This window comes from Undibacterium sp. CY21W, from assembly GCF_014284265.1.
In the GTDB taxonomy this organism is placed as follows: domain Bacteria; phylum Pseudomonadota; class Gammaproteobacteria; order Burkholderiales; family Burkholderiaceae_D; genus Undibacterium; species Undibacterium aquatile.
Window position 1 is genome coordinate 196,684 of sequence record NZ_JACOGE010000001.1, and the last position, 15,801, is coordinate 212,484.

A 15,801-nucleotide genomic window follows, 5' to 3' on the forward strand; every position below is an offset into this window, starting at 1 on the left:
TTTGCACAAAAATAGTGCAGGCCGCATTAGTTGCCAACGAATAAATGGAAACTATTTATTTCGCAATAGTTATTGAACATGTGTGAAAAAAAAGTGTAAAAAAATGTTTCCATCTGGAAAAATTACAGTATATTTCCTACCTGAATGTTACAAAGTGCGAGTTGATTCTGAACAAAACCAGGACTTGCAAACAGGGGACAGGCACATAAGTTGCTGAAATTTTAGCGCTTTTGAATGTTTTAATTCTTTTTCAAAGTAGTGGCGTAAATGAATCTATCAAAAATGACTGTTGGTAAACGCCTGGGGCTGGGTTTTGCTCTGGTTTTAATATTTTTGATCGCACTGACGATCGTCGGTGTTTTCCGGATGTCTCAAATTCAGGGGCGTCTCGAAAAGATCGTGAATGTCAGTAACGTCGAAACCCGACTGGCACTCGATATGCGGGCGATCGTCTATGACCGTATGGTGGCTTTACGCAACCTGACCTTGCTCAATGACGAGGGGGACATGGAAAAAGATCTGAAGAACATCGCCGAACAGTCAAAAAAATACGCGGAAGCGAGTGAAAAACTGATCAAGCTTGCGCAATCGGCCGATGTCGTTTCGGGTGAAAAGAAAGCCATATTCGATAAATTGAAAGAGCGCGAAACAGCCGCTGCTTCTTTGCCGGAAAAAGCCAAGGCGCTTGGGTTGGCGAACGATCAGGAAATGGCGACCATCACCCTGATCAAAAAACTGCGTCCGGTTCAGCAAGGCTGGCTCGATACTCTGGATGAATTGGTTGCATTGGAAGATAAACTGAATTCTGAAGTCGCCAGCGAAGCAAACTCAGCATTTAAATCGGCGACCAGCCTGATGCTGATTCTTGGTCTGATGGCATTAGCAGGCGGCATCGCGGCGGCGTTTTATATCAGCCGCAGTCTGATCCGGCAACTTGGTGGTGAGCCTGATTATGCGGCACAGATTGCCGGTCAGATTGCTGCGGGCGAACTGAGCGCACCGATAGACGTCAGAAATGGTGATCAGTCCAGTCTGATATTTGAAATGAAAAACATGCGTGACAGTCTGGTCAATATCGTGGCGCAAGTGCGTTCCGGTACCGACACGATCGCTACAGCCTCCAGTGAGATCGCGACTGGTAACCTGGATCTCTCTTCCCGTACCGAGCAACAGGCGAGTTCACTGGAAAAAACGACTTCATCCATGCGTGAGCTGACTATCACTGTCAAGCAAAATGCCGATAATGCGCGTGAAGCGAATCAACTGGCTGCCTCCGCGTCGGAAGTTGCTCGTCAGGGTGGGGCGGTGGTTGCCCAAGTGGTTGAGACCATGGGCGACATCAACACGTCCTCAAACAAGATTGTCGACATCATCAGTGTGATTGATGGCATCGCATTCCAGACGAATATTCTGGCGCTGAATGCTGCGGTGGAAGCTGCGCGCGCGGGTGAGCAAGGACGTGGTTTTGCCGTTGTAGCAGCAGAAGTCCGTAATCTTGCGCAACGTAGCGCCGCTGCTGCGAAAGAAATCAAAACACTGATTGATAATTCTGTCGAAAAAGTTGAAATCGGTGCGCGGCTGGTGGGTCAGGCTGGCGTGACGATCGATCAGGTCGTGACCAGTGTTAAGCATGTGACCGAGATCATGACGGAAATTACGGCAGCAAGTCAGGAACAGAGTGCCGGTATTGAGCGTGTGAACCACGCGATTATCGAAATGGATGGCGTGACACAGCAAAATGCGGCGCTGGTAGAGCAGGCTGCAGCAGCTGCTCAAAGTTTGCAGGATCAGGCCGCTGAATTGGCAAATGTGGTGGGTGTTTTCAAACTCGACAAAAATGAAGGTCTCTTATCGTTTCAGTCGGCACCAGCGAAACCGGCAGCACCGGTTGTGAAACGCATAGAGCCAGCAATGAGAGCGGCAAAATCCAAGGCAAAAGCCAGTCCGGTGAAATCTTTACCTGCCGCAAAACCTGCTGTGAAAAAAGCCGCATCTGCTGCCAGCGATGATGGCTGGGAAGAGTTTTGATTAATCTGCAGACTAAGCGGCAGAATCAGCAGTAATAAGTCATAAGCACCACATTTTTATATTGATCAGAAATGAAAAGAAATACCATGATGAAATCTTCGCGTTCTTTCCTTATCTCAGCCATGTTGTGTGTGGCTGCTTCTTCGGTGATGGCTGCTTCTTCGGTGATGGCTGCTGAAACAGCGCCTGTGATGGATAATAAATCCTGCGACCCACCGAAGTATCCGAAAGCGGCTTTGATGAACGAAGAGAGTGGCACGGTAACGATGGGATTTCTGATTTCTGCTGACGGCAAAGTCGTAGAATCGAAAGTAGAGAAGTCCAGCGGTTCCCGTAGTTTGGATAAAGCGGCCATCGGTGCTTTGAGTCAATGCAAATTCAAGCCCGGCACAAAAGACGGCAAAGCCGAGCAGGCTTGGGTGAAAACCGATTTTGTCTGGAAACTGGAATAAGTCAGCAATATAGAAAAAAGGGGGAAGACGCGATGTCTTCCCCCTTTTTTTATACGCTGGCAAGACCTGCAGGTCTTGCCAGTTGCTTGTTTTATTTTAAGCCGCGACGCAACAGTAATGGGTCGATTTTTGGATCACGCCCACGGAAGTTGCGGAACGACTCCATAGGATCGATACTGCCGCCGCGTGACAGCAATTGCTGACGGAACCAATCGCCATTTTTCCGCGTCAGCCCACCATTTTCCTTAAACCATTCGACGGTATCGGCATCCAGTACTTCGCTCCACAGATAAGCGTAGTAACCAGCTGAGTAGCCGCCGCCAAATATGTGTGAGAAATACGTGGAGCGATAACGTGGTGGCACTGGTGCAAAATCAACGCCGGCCTCTTTCAATACCGCTTTTTCAAACGCAATTGCATCGCTTGGTATCTGCGCCGGTGTCAGCTGATGCCAGCGCTGATCAAGCAAGGATGCCGCCAGATACTCGGTGGTCGCAAAGCCTTGATTGAACTTGTTGCTGGCAGTGATTTTGTCGACCAGCGCCTGAGGAATGACTTCCCCTGTTTTGTAATGCTTGGCGTAGTTCTTCAAGACTTCAGGCCAGGTTGCCCACATCTCGTTGACTTGTGAAGGATACTCGACAAAATCACGGGGTACATTGGTACCGGAGAAGCGTGGGTAGTGTACTTGTGAGAACAGGCCGTGCAGCGCATGGCCGAATTCATGGAACGCCGTTTTCACCTCATCCGCGGTTAGCAAGGTCGGTTCGCCTTTTGGTGGCTGCGGAATATTGAGGTGATTCGCAATCACGGGTTTTTTGTTGAACAGCGTCGATTGTTCGACATACGAGTTCATCCATGCGCCGCCACGTTTGCTGTCACGGGCGTACATATCGGCAATAAACAATGCCATCGATTTACCATCGGCATCGAATACTTCAAACACTCTGACGCTGGGGTGATAGACAGGTAAATCTTTACGTTCTTTAAAGCTGATACCGTACAACTGATGCGCGGCAAAAAACACGCCATTTTGTAATACGCTGTCGAGTTCAAAATACGGGCGTAACTGGGTATCGTCAAACGCATATTTTGCGGTACGTAATTGCTCGGTGTAGTAGGCCCAGTCCCATGCCGCCAGCTTAAAGTCGCCATGGTTGGCATCAATAATTTTTTGTAATTCAGCGGCTTCATTTTTGGCATTGGCGACTGCTGCCGGTGCCAGTTCGCTCAGCATTTTATTGACGGCAGTGGTGGTTTTCGCCGTTTCATCTTCGAGGCCGTAGGCGGCGTAATTCGGATAGCCCAGCAATTGGGCGCGTTCTGCGCGCAGGCGTGCTAATTGCAGAGCTGTATCGCGGTTATCGAAGTCACCGCCGTGGCTGCCACGATTGACTGAGGCTTCCTGCAAACGCTGACGGACAGCGCGGTCTTCGAGGCTGGACAGATACGGTTGTCCAGAGGTGTTCATCAATGGAATCAGGTATTTTCCATCTAAACCTTTGGCTTTTGCCGCTGCGGCTGCGGTGTTGATTTCACCTTCAGACAAGCCTTTTAACTGCTCTTTATGTTCAACGATGACGGCCGATGCATTGGTTTCTTTCAATACATTCTGGCTGAATTTTGTGCCTAACGATGCCAGTTGGGCATTGATCGCTTTGAGTTTGGCTTTATCGCTGTCGGATAATTTTGCACCGGCACGCACGAAATCGGTGTAGTAACGATCCAGCAAGCGATTGGATTCGGCGTCGAGTTTCAGTTTGTCGCGTTGGCTGATGATCGCATTGATGCGTTTAAACAGTTTCGCATTCATCAGAATCACGTCCTGATGAGCGGATAATTTCGGCGCCAGATCGGTGGACAGTGATTCCAGTGTCGGGTTGGTGTTAGTAGCGATCTGATTGAAAAAGATTGTGCTGACGCGGTTCAGCGACTGCCCTGCGCGTTCCAGCGCTACTACCGTATTATCAAAAGTTGGTTTGGCGGTGTTGTTGGCAATGGCATTGATTTCGGCCAGATGCAAACGCATGCCTTCTGCAAACGCTGGCGCATAGTGTTCGTTTCTGATCTGATCGAAGGCTGGATATTCATACGCCAGAGTACTGGCTGCCAACAGAGGATTGGCTGCAAGCGCTTTATTCATAAGGGGTTTGCTGGTCGGTGCTGAAGTGACGGAGGTATCTGCGGCAACGCTGGATTGTATTGCCAGCGCAGAACACAGCAGCATGAGCATGGATTTGTTCATGGGAATCAGATCTGAAAAATAGGAGTTGAAAAGAATAACATCAGACTTCGTGCTGAGAAAATAATTCCATAAAATTATCTAAATCGATCAGATCAATCGAATACTCATTTATTCAACAAAGCACAAAGCGATTCGCCAGATCAAGCACAAAACCAGGCTGCAGATAAGCCAGAAACGCTGCTGCCAGCACGAGCAGCAGCAACAGGAACAGGGATAGCTTCAACAATGTCTGGCGCAGTTTCATCATCGTTATGCCGTCGCCGTCTGACGTGCAACCGGGCTTTCATTGACCGGCAGATTAATCAGTGCTGCGAAAATACCGAGTGCCAGCGTAATGCCCCAGACAAGGTTGTAATTGCCCATCAGTGTATAGATATAGCCGCCGAGCCAGACTCCCATAAAACTGCCGACCTGATGCGAGAAAAATACAAAGCCAGACAACATGGAAAGATATTTCAGTCCAAAGATGCTGGCGATGACGCCATTGGTCAGCGGTACTGTCGATAACCACAGCAAGCCCATACCGGCGGCAAAGATATACACCGAGTAGGACGACAGTGGTGCCAGCAGAAACAGGCTGATCACAATCGTGCGGGACAGGTAGATAGAAGACAGCAGGTAACGTTTCTGGAACATACCGCCAAGCTTACCGGCGTAATACGAACCGAAAATATTGAACAAGCCTATGAGTGCAAGCGCCGACACCGCCACGTTAGGGTCGAGTATGCCTTTGTCCTTCAGATAGGCTGGCATATGCACGCCGATGAAAACTACCTGAAAACCGCAGACAAAATAACCTGCGACTAAAAACAAGAAAGGCTTATGTGAGAACGCTTCGTGGATAGCTTCTTTGATACTTTGCTGCGGGCCATGACTATGATCTATCGGTGGCTCGCGCAGCTTCCACGCCATCGGCAGCATAACGGCGATCAGTAAGCCCGCCAGCAGATAAAACGCCGTTTGCCAACCGCTGTGGGTAATTAATTGCTGTTCGACCGGCATCATCACAAACTGACCAAAAGAACTGGCGGCTGAAGAAATGCCAAAGGCCCAAGAACGCTTATTCGCTGGTGCGGTGCGTCCGATAATGCTGCTGACGGCACCAAAAGCGGTGCAGGCGAGCGCCGCACCTAATAAAACGCCGGAACCGATGACAAACAGCAGCGGATGACTGATCGTCGCCATCCACAGCAAACCAGCCGCATACATCAGTGCGCCAAAGATGACGACGCGGGCGGTGCCGAATTTATCCACCGCCATACCGGCGAATGGGCCGAACACGCCCCATAACAAATTCTGGATTGCCATCGCCATCGAATAGGTTTCGCGGGTCCAGCCATGCGCTTGCGAAATCGGCTGCAACCAGAAGCCAAAGCCATGACGCACGCCCATAGCTAGCGTTAATACAAAGCCGCTGGCGATGAGGACGGTTTTCAAATCAGGAGATTGCTTGACGGTCATGGCTTATGCTTTCTGCACATATGTTTATAAGATCAACGCGCTAGTGTAGTAGAAACGTTGAAATCATGTGGCCTGCCGGTTTTACCATGACGCTAGTGGTGATGCCGATGGCGATGGTTGTGCCGGGTCACCTGGCGCTTGGCTATTGTCTTAGCCGGTCTTCCGGCAATAATACGCATGTCCGGAAATGGCTAGATCTGGCCCGGATCAACGCGTATAAAGGGCACATGCAGACCGATAACGACATCACGATGAACACACCAGAGGCTATCCCGGGCAGGCTTGCGCACGAGGCACACCATTACTATCGTGCTCTCGCCGCAAAAGACAGCCGCTTTGACGGCGTCTTTTTTACTGGTGTAAAAACAACAGGTATTTATTGCCGCCCGGTTTGCGCGGTCAGAACGCCGCGTGAAAGTTCCTGCGAGTTCTTTTCGACAGCGGCAGCAGCGGAAGCAGCCGGCTATCGTCCTTGTCTGCGCTGTCGTCCCGAGCTGGCGCCGTATGCGATACAACAGAATCTTGCCCATGCGATCTGGAAGAAGATTGCTGACGGCGCTTTGAATGCAATGGATGTGGAAGAGTTCTCGCAACAAATCGGTTTGTCTTCACGCCAGCTCAGGCGCGTGTTATTGCAGGAATTCGGTGCCAGCCCGGTCGAACTCGCACAAACCCAGCGTCTGCTATTCGCCAAAAAACTGCTGCAGGAAACCGGCCTGCCGATGACCGATATCGCATTTGCTGCTGGCTTTGGCAGCGTCCGTCGTTTCAATGCGCTGTTTTTGCAGCGGTATCAGATGGCACCCGGCTCGGTGCGGCGCGCGGCAGATGGGCGTGGCGAAGGTATTTTGTTGCGCCTGGCGTATCGTCCGCCGTATGCGTGGGATGCGGTAATCGGCTATTTACGCGGACGTGCCATGCCAGGGCTGGAAGCCGTGATTCAGGAAGGTCAGGACGGTGATTTGGCCGCCTATGTGCGCAGCGTGCGTATACAAGGGATCTCTGGCTGGTTGAAAGTCAGCCATTTACCGCAGAAAAATCAGTTATTGCTACAACTCGCGCCACAACTGACGCCGGTATTGATGCCAGTGCTGGCGAGAGTGCGGCAGCAATTTGATCTGGAAGCGAATCCCGCGTTTATTCAAAGCCACTTGCAACAAGATGCCTTGTTAGCAGCGCAGATTCAGGCAACGCCGGGTTTGCGTGTACCGGGCGCTTTTGACAGCTTTGAACTGGCGATCCGTGCGGTGCTGGGGCAACAGGTCAGCGTCGCTGGTGCAACCACCGTTGCCGGTCGTTTGGTGCAGCGCTTTGGTGATCTGGTAGATACGCCGCTGGCTACGATTACGCGTCATTTTCCGACACCGGAAACGATTATCGCGCTGCCCATCAATGACTTGGCGGGAATAGGGATTCCGGCGACACGCGCCCAGACCTTGCAGAATGTCGCCCGCTTCGCGCTGGGGGGAGGCTTTGAACGTTTGCCGGATAGCACTCAGGCAGCGATGCTGGATAACATGAAAAGCGTACGCGGTATCGGTGAATGGACGGCGCAATATATCGCGATGCGTGCGCTGCGTTTTCCAGATGCTTTTCCTGCCGGTGATCTCGGTTTGCAAAAGGCAGCGGCACAATTATCAGGACAGGCAGCGTCGCCCGCACCAACGCGCTGGACGGAAAAACAATTACTGTTGCAGGCACAAGCGTGGTCACCGTGGCGCGCCTATGCCGCCATGTTGCTGTGGCAGTCGCTTAACACGACGGACAGCTTTAGTGGGCACAATGCGGCAAGCAAAGCAGTACAGAAAAATAAGGTGTAGCGATGAAATATACAGAATTCAACAGCCCGCTCGGTGTGCTTTGTCTGGCCGCGAGTGACATGGGATTGAGTGGCGTTTACTTTGAACAGCACCGGCATTTCAAAGGCATACAGGGATGGCAACTCATACCGGAACATCCGGTATTACAACTGGCGACACAACAATTGCAAGAATACTTTGCCGGTCAGCGCCAGCATTTTGATCTTCCTCTCGACATGTCGGCGGGGACGCCATTTCAGCAAAGCGTATGGCGCGCATTGCAGCAGATACCTTTCGGGCAGACGTGCAGTTATGGCGCTCTTGCCGCCAGCATCAACAAACTATCGGCAGTTAGGGCGGTTGGCGCTGCCAATGGGCGCAATCCCTTGTCGATTATTGTTCCTTGTCACCGGGTGATCGCAGCGAACGGTGCGCTGACTGGCTATGCCGGTGGCTTAAAAAATAAGCAGGCCTTGCTGCAATTTGAGGCAGATAAATCTCGGCATCAATCCCCGCTATTTACCTGAGCCTTAGCCTGAAATGCTCTGGAAAGCCTGATGGATATTGGGGTTTGCATTTTTAAAATGATATCATTTACATCATTTTGTTGCGATGCACAAAAAAAGCTTGACGTACGAAATATGCCGTGTAGAATTGAACTTGTTGCGGTGCACCATTTAAAGAAGTTGTGGAAGGCGCTGCCGATTATTAATCCCCTTTAACGGAGAATGCCATGTCTACATCACCAGAACAATTTATTGCTGCAACTAAAGCTAACCTCGAAGCGCAGTTTGCTTCCCTGACTGCATTGAACAAAAAAGCGTTTGAAGGTCTGGAGCAATTGTTCGCCCTGAACGTGAACGCTGCCAAAGCCAGTATCGAAGAAGGTACTGCTGCTGCGAAACAATTGCTGAGCGCTAAAGATCCTCAGGAATTTTTCACGCTGACGACAGCACAAGCACAGCCAACTGCAGAAAAAGCACTGGCATATGGTCGTCATCTGGCCAGCATCACTTCTGCTACTCAGCAAGAGTTCACAAAAGCAGTGGAAGCGCATATCGCTGAAACAAATACTAAAGTGATTTCCCTGATCGATGAAGTCACCAAAAATGCACCAGCTGGTTCCGAACAAGCCGTGACAGCGTTGAAATCTGTCGTTGGTAACATCAACGCCGGTTACGAGCAATTGTCCAAAACGACCAAGCAAGCGGTAGAAACGCTGGAAGAAAATCTGGCAAAAGCAACACAACAGTTCACACAAGCTGCTGAAAAAGCGACGCCAAAGAAAAAATAAGTAACTTAAGTTACTGAAGTAAAGCAAGGACAAGTTCGAAATGAACTTCGCCTGAACCAAAAAGCTCCCTTCAATCGGGAGCTTTTTTTTGCTCAAAATTTCAGCAGGATGAACATCAACCGGCAAGCTGGTGTAATCTGACCGCTACCGTATCAGACAGAATATGCATTTTTGTCTGACGCATCTTTTTTTATAACAGGAGATTCAACATGCAAGACGTCGTCATTGTTGCTGCTGGTCGTACAGCGGTAGGTAAATTTGGTGGTTCCCTGGCTAAAATCCCAGCCGCCGAATTGGGTGCGATTGTGATTAAAGGCCTGCTCGCCAAAACGGGTCTGAGCGGTGACCAGATCAACGAAGTCTTGCTCGGTCAGGTGTTGACGGCCGGTGTCGGGCAGAATGCAGCGCGCCAGGCCGTCATCAAAGCGGGTTTGCCTGTGATGGTACCAGCGATGACGATCAATAAAGTCTGTGGCAGCGGTTTGAAAGCAACGCATCTGGCGGCGCAGGCCATTAAAGTCGGTGACGCTGACATTATCATCGCTGGCGGTCAGGAAAATATGAGCGCTTCGCCACATGTGCTGAATGGTTCGCGCGATGGTTTCCGTATGGGTGACACCAAATTGGTCGATACCATGATCGTGGATGGTTTATGGGATGTGTACAACCAATACCATATGGGCATTACCGCTGAAAACGTCGCTAAGAAATACAATATCAGCCGTGAAGAGCAGGATGTATTTGCGCTTGCCTCACAAAACAAAGCGGAAGCGGCACAAAAAGCTGGCAAGTTCAAAGATGAAATTATTCCGGTAGAAATCGTGTCGAAAAAAGGCACGGTCGTCTTTGATACCGACGAATTCATCAAACATGGCGCAACCCTGGAATCCTTGTCAGCATTACGCCCGGCCTTCGACAAAAACGGTACCGTCACCGCAGGTAACGCTTCCGGTCTCAACGATGGCGCTGCCGCAGTGATCATGATGTCGGCAAAGAAAGCGGAAGAGCTGGGATTACCAGTGCTGGCGCGGATCAAAGCGTATTCGTCGGCAGGCGTAGACCCATCCATCATGGGCATGGGGCCGGTGCCTGCAGCACAGCTCTGCTTGAAAAAAGCGGGCTGGACTCATGCTGATCTGGATTTAATGGAAATTAATGAAGCCTTTGCGGCGCAAGCCATAGGCGTGAATAAAGAAATGGGCTGGGACACCAGCAAGATCAACGTGAATGGCGGTGCGATTGCAATTGGTCACCCTATTGGTGCTTCTGGTTGCCGTATTCTGGTCAGCCTGATTCACGAAATGATACGTCGTGATGCTAAAAAAGGTCTGGCGAGTTTGTGTATCGGTGGTGGTATGGGCGTGGCGCTGGCAATCGAACGCTCGTAACAAGTCTGAGGCAGAATTCCGCCGGAATTTGTCGGAAATAGTAAAAAAAATCCCCGCTTTTGGCGGGGATTTTTGTTGGGTCGCGCCATTTTGCCCCTGACGCCCTTTAATGAATATGGCGTTTGGGGTTTAATCTACGCATGGCAAACAGAATACCTCCCTCCCTCAAATGGCTAATCGTCAAGCGCGCAAGGCTTGATGGTGAAATTAAGAAGACCGAGGCGGCCTTAAAGCGTAGCCAACGTCTTCTTGAAGAGTTGTCAGTGATAAAAGCGGACCTTGCAGCAATTGATCGAGCTTTGGGGCTCCACGATTTGCAGGTAGACATTGATCTAATTCAGCCGATTAGAAGCCAATATGTTCGCACCACTATTCCTCATGGAGAAATCACACGCTCCCTTTTGCTATGCCTACGCCTAAACGAAGGCCGACCTGTCTCGACCGATACGCTCGCAGAATTTGTTTCTGCGCGTTTTGCAGACCTGCAAGCGGTGCCGCAAGATGCGACATTGTTTCGAAGTTCGCTGCGGCACCGCTTGAAGGCTCTGGCGAGGCAACAGATCGTCCGTCGGCACCATCCAAAAATAGGTTCCGCAATCGGATTCTGGAGCCTCGCCGATTTCAATCAAGAGTCAGCGGAAGGCCATCATGTTCCCTCTGAAGTCGATGGCCCTGGTTGTACCCCCGAAAAGTCTTAGATAGTCCGCAGCGCATCACCGTTTTTAACAGCTCCGTGAATTTTTCCTGGAGTGACTTTTGGCGGATGTCTTCGCGCCAAGCCATTTCATAGGCGTAGAGTGCGAAATATTGACGTCGCATCCCATGAAAAACTCCGTATTCCGCTCGCCTCAATCTAGCCATGTATGATTCGGCCTGGTTTTGGTTCACGCCGTCGTAGGTCGCGTACTCCGCACTGTGCCTAACAGTATGATGGTCAAACCATATTCCCAGTCGAGTGTAGGCTTGGCTATCATCGGTCATGATCGTCGTATGTGGAGCAACGTTAGCCCGGATGGCGCTTAAGACATTTGCGGCTGTTTCGGCTTTGACGATCACGATTCGTGTCTTGGATGCACCAGCGTGTGGCAAAGACGACATTTGACGAAGGACTAGGACCACGCGTCGGTTTTTAAGCTTTATGGCGTTCCATGGTTCTATCGCGACACCGCGCTGTGGCGGCACAATGCTAGCTTTTCGATTTCGCAGTCTGGAATTGACTGCCAACGAAGTGATTCCTTTGCGCTTTCTTGGTCGACGTGGCTTACCGCAGAAATGACCGCCATCAATATGCACGATGCCGGCCAGCGGTCTTGTGTCTCGCTGCTCCCATAAGGCTTCTCGCAGCTTTCCGAAGAGGATGTATATCGTGCGCAATGTCACCCCTAACATCGAATGCACTTTGTTTGCAGATTCGGATTTTGGCGCAGCGACAAAAAGGAACATGGCGACCAGTATTTTTTTAAACGGAAGTTTCCTATCCGCCAAAGGTGTTTCGGTGGTCACGCTGAATATTGAGTGACATCCCTTGCATCGCCATTGTCGCCGGTGTTTTTTGTAGTAGTGTCGGCCTACCGTGCCACAAAACGGGCAAACAACCGACTCAAAACCGCCCCACCGAGACCGACAAAACAGTTCATGGGCTTGCTCTTCGGAAATTTCGGTGACGTTGAATAAATTGATGTTTCGATAAATTTTCGACTGCGAAAAAATTTGTGACATGAGCCATCTCCAATAAATTGCCGCACCTCGGTGCTGCGTGAATGAGGGTTGGCAACGTTGATTGCTGGTAATTTGAAGAATGGCGTAGTGCAGATTGAGGGGTGCAAGACCCCCGATTCAGTTCTTGACAAACTGAATCTGCTGGCACAAGATGCTACCAAAGCTCCACGCTTTAGGCACATTGACGGGTTCCTCATTCTGCGCTAACAGAATTTTGGAGCCCGGTGCTTTTTCTACGCCCCGATAACGTCGTTAAGTGTTTTCCATACTTTCCCCTTTAGTTAACTAAAAATCGAGCGTGGTTTGATATCTTCAATTGGCGTCATGCGTTTCTGTGGCTGAGCCGAAGTCTTTCTGACTGGTACGATCAGCCTGCGTTTCGAACCATTTAACGACCTCGTTTGAGGATCGCATTCAGCTCTAATTGACCTTCCCAATGGATCATCCGATTCATTTTTCGTGAAGGAAATTTCCTGTGCACGGAACCAAATAATTGTTAACTGGTTCTCGTGCACGAATTGGCGTTAACGATTTAGATTTATTTTGGGTGATAGATAGCCCATTCATAGTGGACGTTTTCCATCGCGATGCAATTCTTGTAGACATGAATTCCCCTTTTGCGTCAGTAAATTAACCAGCACATGGTCATTACAAAACGCAAATTGTCGATTGAGATTAGTTAGGGGACTTGACCGCAGAATGGAAGAGGACGATACTTGATTTGTCAATCGGGGTAACGTCAGTTATTCCACTCGAGCGGGACAAGCCTTTAAAAGTTTGTCCTGTTTGTTTTTCTCCTATTCATATTTAAAATCTTCTCCCTAGCCTTAAAGTTTTAAGACCTCACTAATGACGTTGATCTGCGCTGGTTTTAAGTGACTCACTGAATCAAATATCTTCCAAACCATTTCATACGCACGAGGATCTGCTTGTGTCGGCATGCTGTAGCGCATTTTTGAAAATTTGATTGATTCTTGCAATGCAACCTTCTCTTCACTCGTTAATTTCGCTGCCTCTTCTAATTTTTTGACGATTGCAGCTCCTGGTATTCCTTTACGTCCACCAGCAAGCGCACTCAAATACGATGGATCAACCCCGATCAAGTAGGCGAGTTCTTTTTGACGCATCTGACGGGAGCGACATAAATCTTGAATGAAAACTGAAAACGGGGTCATTTTCTCGATTTTTAAGAACAAATTGATGTCCTAAATTTTATACTTATTCGATTGAAATTGTAAAAAAATATTTATAATCAAATACTTATGTAGATTTTTAGTGATTTATTTAGTGAAGATATTTCACATGAATAACGGATATGATTTGACGGCGCTCACCAAAGCAGCATAAAAACGGCTCCTGCATTGTGCATAGCCGGACTGTTGTGGAGCGCGGACCGGTGAGGAGATAGCGTAGCTTCAGCATGGCTAAACGAGAAGGAGATGGGATGAGATGTGTGTATTGTGATGGCGCGGGAAAACGCACCCGTGAGCATGTGTTTCCTGGATTCTTGCTCAAGGCAGCAGAACGGCAAGGAGTCTTTTATTCCAACGCGGCGAAAGGATATTTTGATGCTGACGCCGTGGTCAAAGACACGTGCGACACTTGCAACAACATTATTCTTAGCGCGCTTGATGCCTATGTGAGCGGTCTGTATAAGAAATACCTGGTTCGAACTCTCGTAACCTCTCGCACTGTACGTTTTGACTTTGAACGCTTGCTACGCTGGGTACTGAAGGTGACATACAACGCACAGCGGGCATTCGGCGGGTGCCCACGAAACCTGACGCATCTTCGACAATATATGCTAGGTCGCAGCGCTCGCCCCAGCAGCTTGATACTATGGGGCGTCGTCATGAAGCGTTCCTGGGTGGACGGGCGCTGGATGAATCCGCGCGACTACCGCAGCTCGGATCTTCGGATTCCGGAAATTGAGCTGGGATTGGAAGTGAATTTTTGCCACATGCTGGTGATTAATTCTTTCTGTTTTATCGTGGCCGATCTGGTGAATGCCGACGATGCGAACCGGGACAAACTGTCAACCTACTTGGCCCATCAACTTGGCGCTAGGGAGGTTCCCCCAGGTGCAGAGACTTTTGAGTTTAATGCGAGCATCTCAAAAATGGACCATGTCAGCCACAACGTGCAGCAAGCACGACAAAACCCTGCCACCTTTCCCGACTCCCGGGAGATCAATGTTGGCGGCAAGCGACTGATGCTGACGGGGCTTCCACAGCATTACGCTATCCAGCGACAGCGAGTGCGCGATAGCAAGCACTACTTGATGACGGTCGACACCCAGGATGGTCATCACCATGCAGGCATCGTGATGACCGAGTTGCCGGCCACACTGAAAGAGTTTGCATTGGATCTGCGTTCCGATGCTATTCCACTTAGCAAGCGTTGCTACGCCGGCGTCCGGCGTGGCCAGGCGAAGACCTACGTCACGTTGTTTGATCCGGATGAACCGGGTGTCCCGCATTTGTCGACTCTGACTGGAACGGTGCAGTCGGATGACAATTGGCGCATGTTCAGGGATGCGATCGTTGCGAATGGAAGTCGGCTGTTTATTGCGGAAAGTGCGTTCCTGAACGGTGGCGTAACGATCTGTAATACGGTAGAGGTGATTGCGATGCAGGAGGACAGGGCAACGTAGGCGAAGTAGTTGTGCACAGCGCTGGCGACGCAAAGGTGCGCGGCGAAACTCATCTAAGGTGCGCTAGCCACTACCATCAAAGGTGGTTACAGAAATTGATGATCGGTGTCAATTTAAATGTTAAACTGGCAACTAGCCCACCACTCTCTCTTTGCTACATTACCCATTTATCAACAAATGACTCCTGATGAATTTAGGAAAGCCTGTGATGACCATTTGTTCTGGTGCTACGGGACCAGTGCGATTTTTCAGCGGCGCGAACGGAAACTAAAAAAACGCAGGGAATGGATTACGTACCTAGGCATCATCGGTCCACTAGTAATTGGTAGTGTGGTCGGGGCGTTTGGCAAGGACTGGAAGATTGCGGAAATTGAAGTGCTTCCGATACTTGTTTTCGTGGCTAGCGCAGTGGGTATTGCACAGATTAGCCTTTCAGTCTGGGCATTGGTGGCGCGATGGGATGAAGCTTATGCATCTGCTCAAGACTCCGTCAGGGCCAACACCACACTTTATAATCGCTTCAAGTCCGTCCGTGACTTCACTACCAACGACTTTCAGGCAGCGTTAAAAGAACCGCGCGAAGAGAATGCCCGCCAAGAGGTTCTCGATCTGGCACAGTCGATTACTGACGGAGAAAAAAGATATGCATATAGCGCCTCAATGAAGTACCTCGGACTGCCATGCCGTACTTGCCAGATTGTACCGACTGGGAAGAAAACCAAATGCACCAGCTGCGGTAACTGGTGAACTAACTAAAGGAGT

13 protein-coding genes are annotated in these 15,801 nt (G+C 49.9%); 8 read left to right on the forward strand and 5 right to left on the reverse strand.

The window, feature by feature from the left end; all coding sequences use genetic code 11:
* Positions 1–267 precede the first annotated feature (267 nt).
* Entirely contained in the window at positions 268–2,028 is a 1,761-nt protein-coding gene (locus H8K29_RS00850; protein WP_255423210.1) for a methyl-accepting chemotaxis protein, read from the forward strand.
* Between the two features lie 86 nt (positions 2,029–2,114).
* The gene (locus tag H8K29_RS00855) at positions 2,115–2,480 is read left to right on the forward strand and encodes an energy transducer TonB (protein ID WP_370527111.1); all 366 of its coding nucleotides are present in this window, start codon (positions 2,115–2,117) and stop codon (positions 2,478–2,480) included.
* 91 nt (positions 2,481–2,571) lie between these two features.
* Here the strand turns inward: H8K29_RS00855 and H8K29_RS00860 are convergent, their stop codons facing one another.
* The 3 genes from H8K29_RS00860 to H8K29_RS00865 form a co-directional block, all read right to left on the reverse strand.
* Entirely contained in the window at positions 2,572–4,725 is a 2,154-nt protein-coding gene (locus H8K29_RS00860; RefSeq protein WP_370527112.1) for a M3 family metallopeptidase, read from the reverse strand.
* Between the two features lie 112 nt (positions 4,726–4,837).
* Entirely contained in the window at positions 4,838–4,972 is a 135-nt protein-coding gene (locus H8K29_RS17825; RefSeq protein WP_255423211.1) for a hypothetical protein, read from the reverse strand.
* 2 nt (positions 4,973–4,974) lie between these two features.
* Positions 4,975–6,186 carry an MFS transporter gene (locus H8K29_RS00865; protein WP_186896024.1) on the reverse strand — a complete coding sequence of 404 codons (1,212 nt, stop codon included), beginning with the start codon at positions 6,184–6,186 and terminating at the stop codon, positions 4,975–4,977.
* Positions 6,187–6,272: 86 nt separating this feature from the next.
* On the opposite strand from H8K29_RS00865, the gene H8K29_RS00870 reads away from it, so the two are divergent.
* From H8K29_RS00870 to H8K29_RS00885, 4 genes are all read left to right on the forward strand, one after another.
* Positions 6,273–8,006, forward strand: coding sequence for a DNA-3-methyladenine glycosylase 2 (locus H8K29_RS00870; RefSeq protein WP_255423212.1), 1,734 nt, complete (start codon positions 6,273–6,275; stop codon positions 8,004–8,006).
* 2 nt (positions 8,007–8,008) lie between these two features.
* Positions 8,009–8,512, forward strand: a complete 504-nt coding sequence (locus H8K29_RS00875) for a methylated-DNA--[protein]-cysteine S-methyltransferase (RefSeq protein WP_186896025.1) — start codon at positions 8,009–8,011, stop codon at positions 8,510–8,512.
* Positions 8,513–8,718: 206 nt separating this feature from the next.
* On the forward strand, positions 8,719–9,279 hold the full coding sequence (locus H8K29_RS00880) for a phasin family protein (protein ID WP_186884033.1): 561 nt from the start codon (positions 8,719–8,721) through the stop codon (positions 9,277–9,279).
* Between the two features lie 209 nt (positions 9,280–9,488).
* Positions 9,489–10,667: an acetyl-CoA C-acetyltransferase gene (locus tag H8K29_RS00885; RefSeq protein ID WP_186896026.1), complete on the forward strand. Its 1,179-nt coding sequence runs from the start codon at positions 9,489–9,491 to the stop codon at positions 10,665–10,667.
* Positions 10,668–11,288: 621 nt separating this feature from the next.
* On the opposite strand, the gene H8K29_RS00890 is transcribed toward H8K29_RS00885, so the two are convergent.
* Together H8K29_RS00890 and H8K29_RS00895 are read right to left on the reverse strand one after the other, a co-directional pair.
* Positions 11,289–12,386, reverse strand: coding sequence for an IS1595 family transposase (locus tag H8K29_RS00890; protein WP_186896027.1), 1,098 nt, complete (start codon positions 12,384–12,386; stop codon positions 11,289–11,291).
* A gap of 827 nt (positions 12,387–13,213) precedes the next feature.
* Entirely contained in the window at positions 13,214–13,582 is a 369-nt protein-coding gene (locus H8K29_RS00895; protein ID WP_186896028.1) for a helix-turn-helix transcriptional regulator, read from the reverse strand.
* A gap of 248 nt (positions 13,583–13,830) precedes the next feature.
* Here H8K29_RS00895 and H8K29_RS00900 point away from each other — a divergent pair, with 248 nt between their 5' ends.
* Together H8K29_RS00900 and H8K29_RS00905 are read left to right on the forward strand one after the other, a co-directional pair.
* Positions 13,831–15,039 carry a hypothetical protein gene (locus H8K29_RS00900; RefSeq protein ID WP_186896029.1) on the forward strand — a complete coding sequence of 403 codons (1,209 nt, stop codon included), beginning with the start codon at positions 13,831–13,833 and terminating at the stop codon, positions 15,037–15,039.
* A 117-nt stretch (positions 15,040–15,156) separates the two neighbouring features.
* Positions 15,157–15,786: a mobilome CxxCx(11)CxxC protein gene (locus H8K29_RS00905; RefSeq protein WP_186896030.1), complete on the forward strand. Its 630-nt coding sequence runs from the start codon at positions 15,157–15,159 to the stop codon at positions 15,784–15,786.
* The last annotated feature ends 15 nt before the right edge of the window (positions 15,787–15,801 follow it).

What these genes read in the sequence shown, in the direction of transcription:
- H8K29_RS00865 (WP_186896024.1), bottom strand. Translation starts at nt 6,186, where the DNA reads ATGACCGTCAAGCAATCTCCTGATTTGAAAACCGTCCTCATCGCCAGC.
- H8K29_RS00850 (WP_255423210.1), top strand. Translation starts at nt 268, where the DNA reads ATGAATCTATCAAAAATGACTGTTGGTAAACGCCTGGGGCTGGGTTTT.
- H8K29_RS17825 (WP_255423211.1), bottom strand. Translation starts at nt 4,972, where the DNA reads ATGATGAAACTGCGCCAGACATTGTTGAAGCTATCCCTGTTCCTGTTG.
- H8K29_RS00890 (WP_186896027.1), bottom strand. Translation starts at nt 12,386, where the DNA reads ATGTCACAAATTTTTTCGCAGTCGAAAATTTATCGAAACATCAATTTA.
- H8K29_RS00875 (WP_186896025.1), top strand. Translation starts at nt 8,009, where the DNA reads ATGAAATATACAGAATTCAACAGCCCGCTCGGTGTGCTTTGTCTGGCC.
- H8K29_RS00900 (WP_186896029.1), top strand. Translation starts at nt 13,831, where the DNA reads ATGAGATGTGTGTATTGTGATGGCGCGGGAAAACGCACCCGTGAGCAT.
- H8K29_RS00855 (WP_370527111.1), top strand. Translation starts at nt 2,115, where the DNA reads ATGATGAAATCTTCGCGTTCTTTCCTTATCTCAGCCATGTTGTGTGTG.
- H8K29_RS00860 (WP_370527112.1), bottom strand. Translation starts at nt 4,725, where the DNA reads ATGAACAAATCCATGCTCATGCTGCTGTGTTCTGCGCTGGCAATACAA.
- H8K29_RS00880 (WP_186884033.1), top strand. Translation starts at nt 8,719, where the DNA reads ATGTCTACATCACCAGAACAATTTATTGCTGCAACTAAAGCTAACCTC.
- H8K29_RS00885 (WP_186896026.1), top strand. Translation starts at nt 9,489, where the DNA reads ATGCAAGACGTCGTCATTGTTGCTGCTGGTCGTACAGCGGTAGGTAAA.
- H8K29_RS00905 (WP_186896030.1), top strand. Translation starts at nt 15,157, where the DNA reads ATGTTAAACTGGCAACTAGCCCACCACTCTCTCTTTGCTACATTACCC.
- H8K29_RS00870 (WP_255423212.1), top strand. Translation starts at nt 6,273, where the DNA reads ATGACGCTAGTGGTGATGCCGATGGCGATGGTTGTGCCGGGTCACCTG.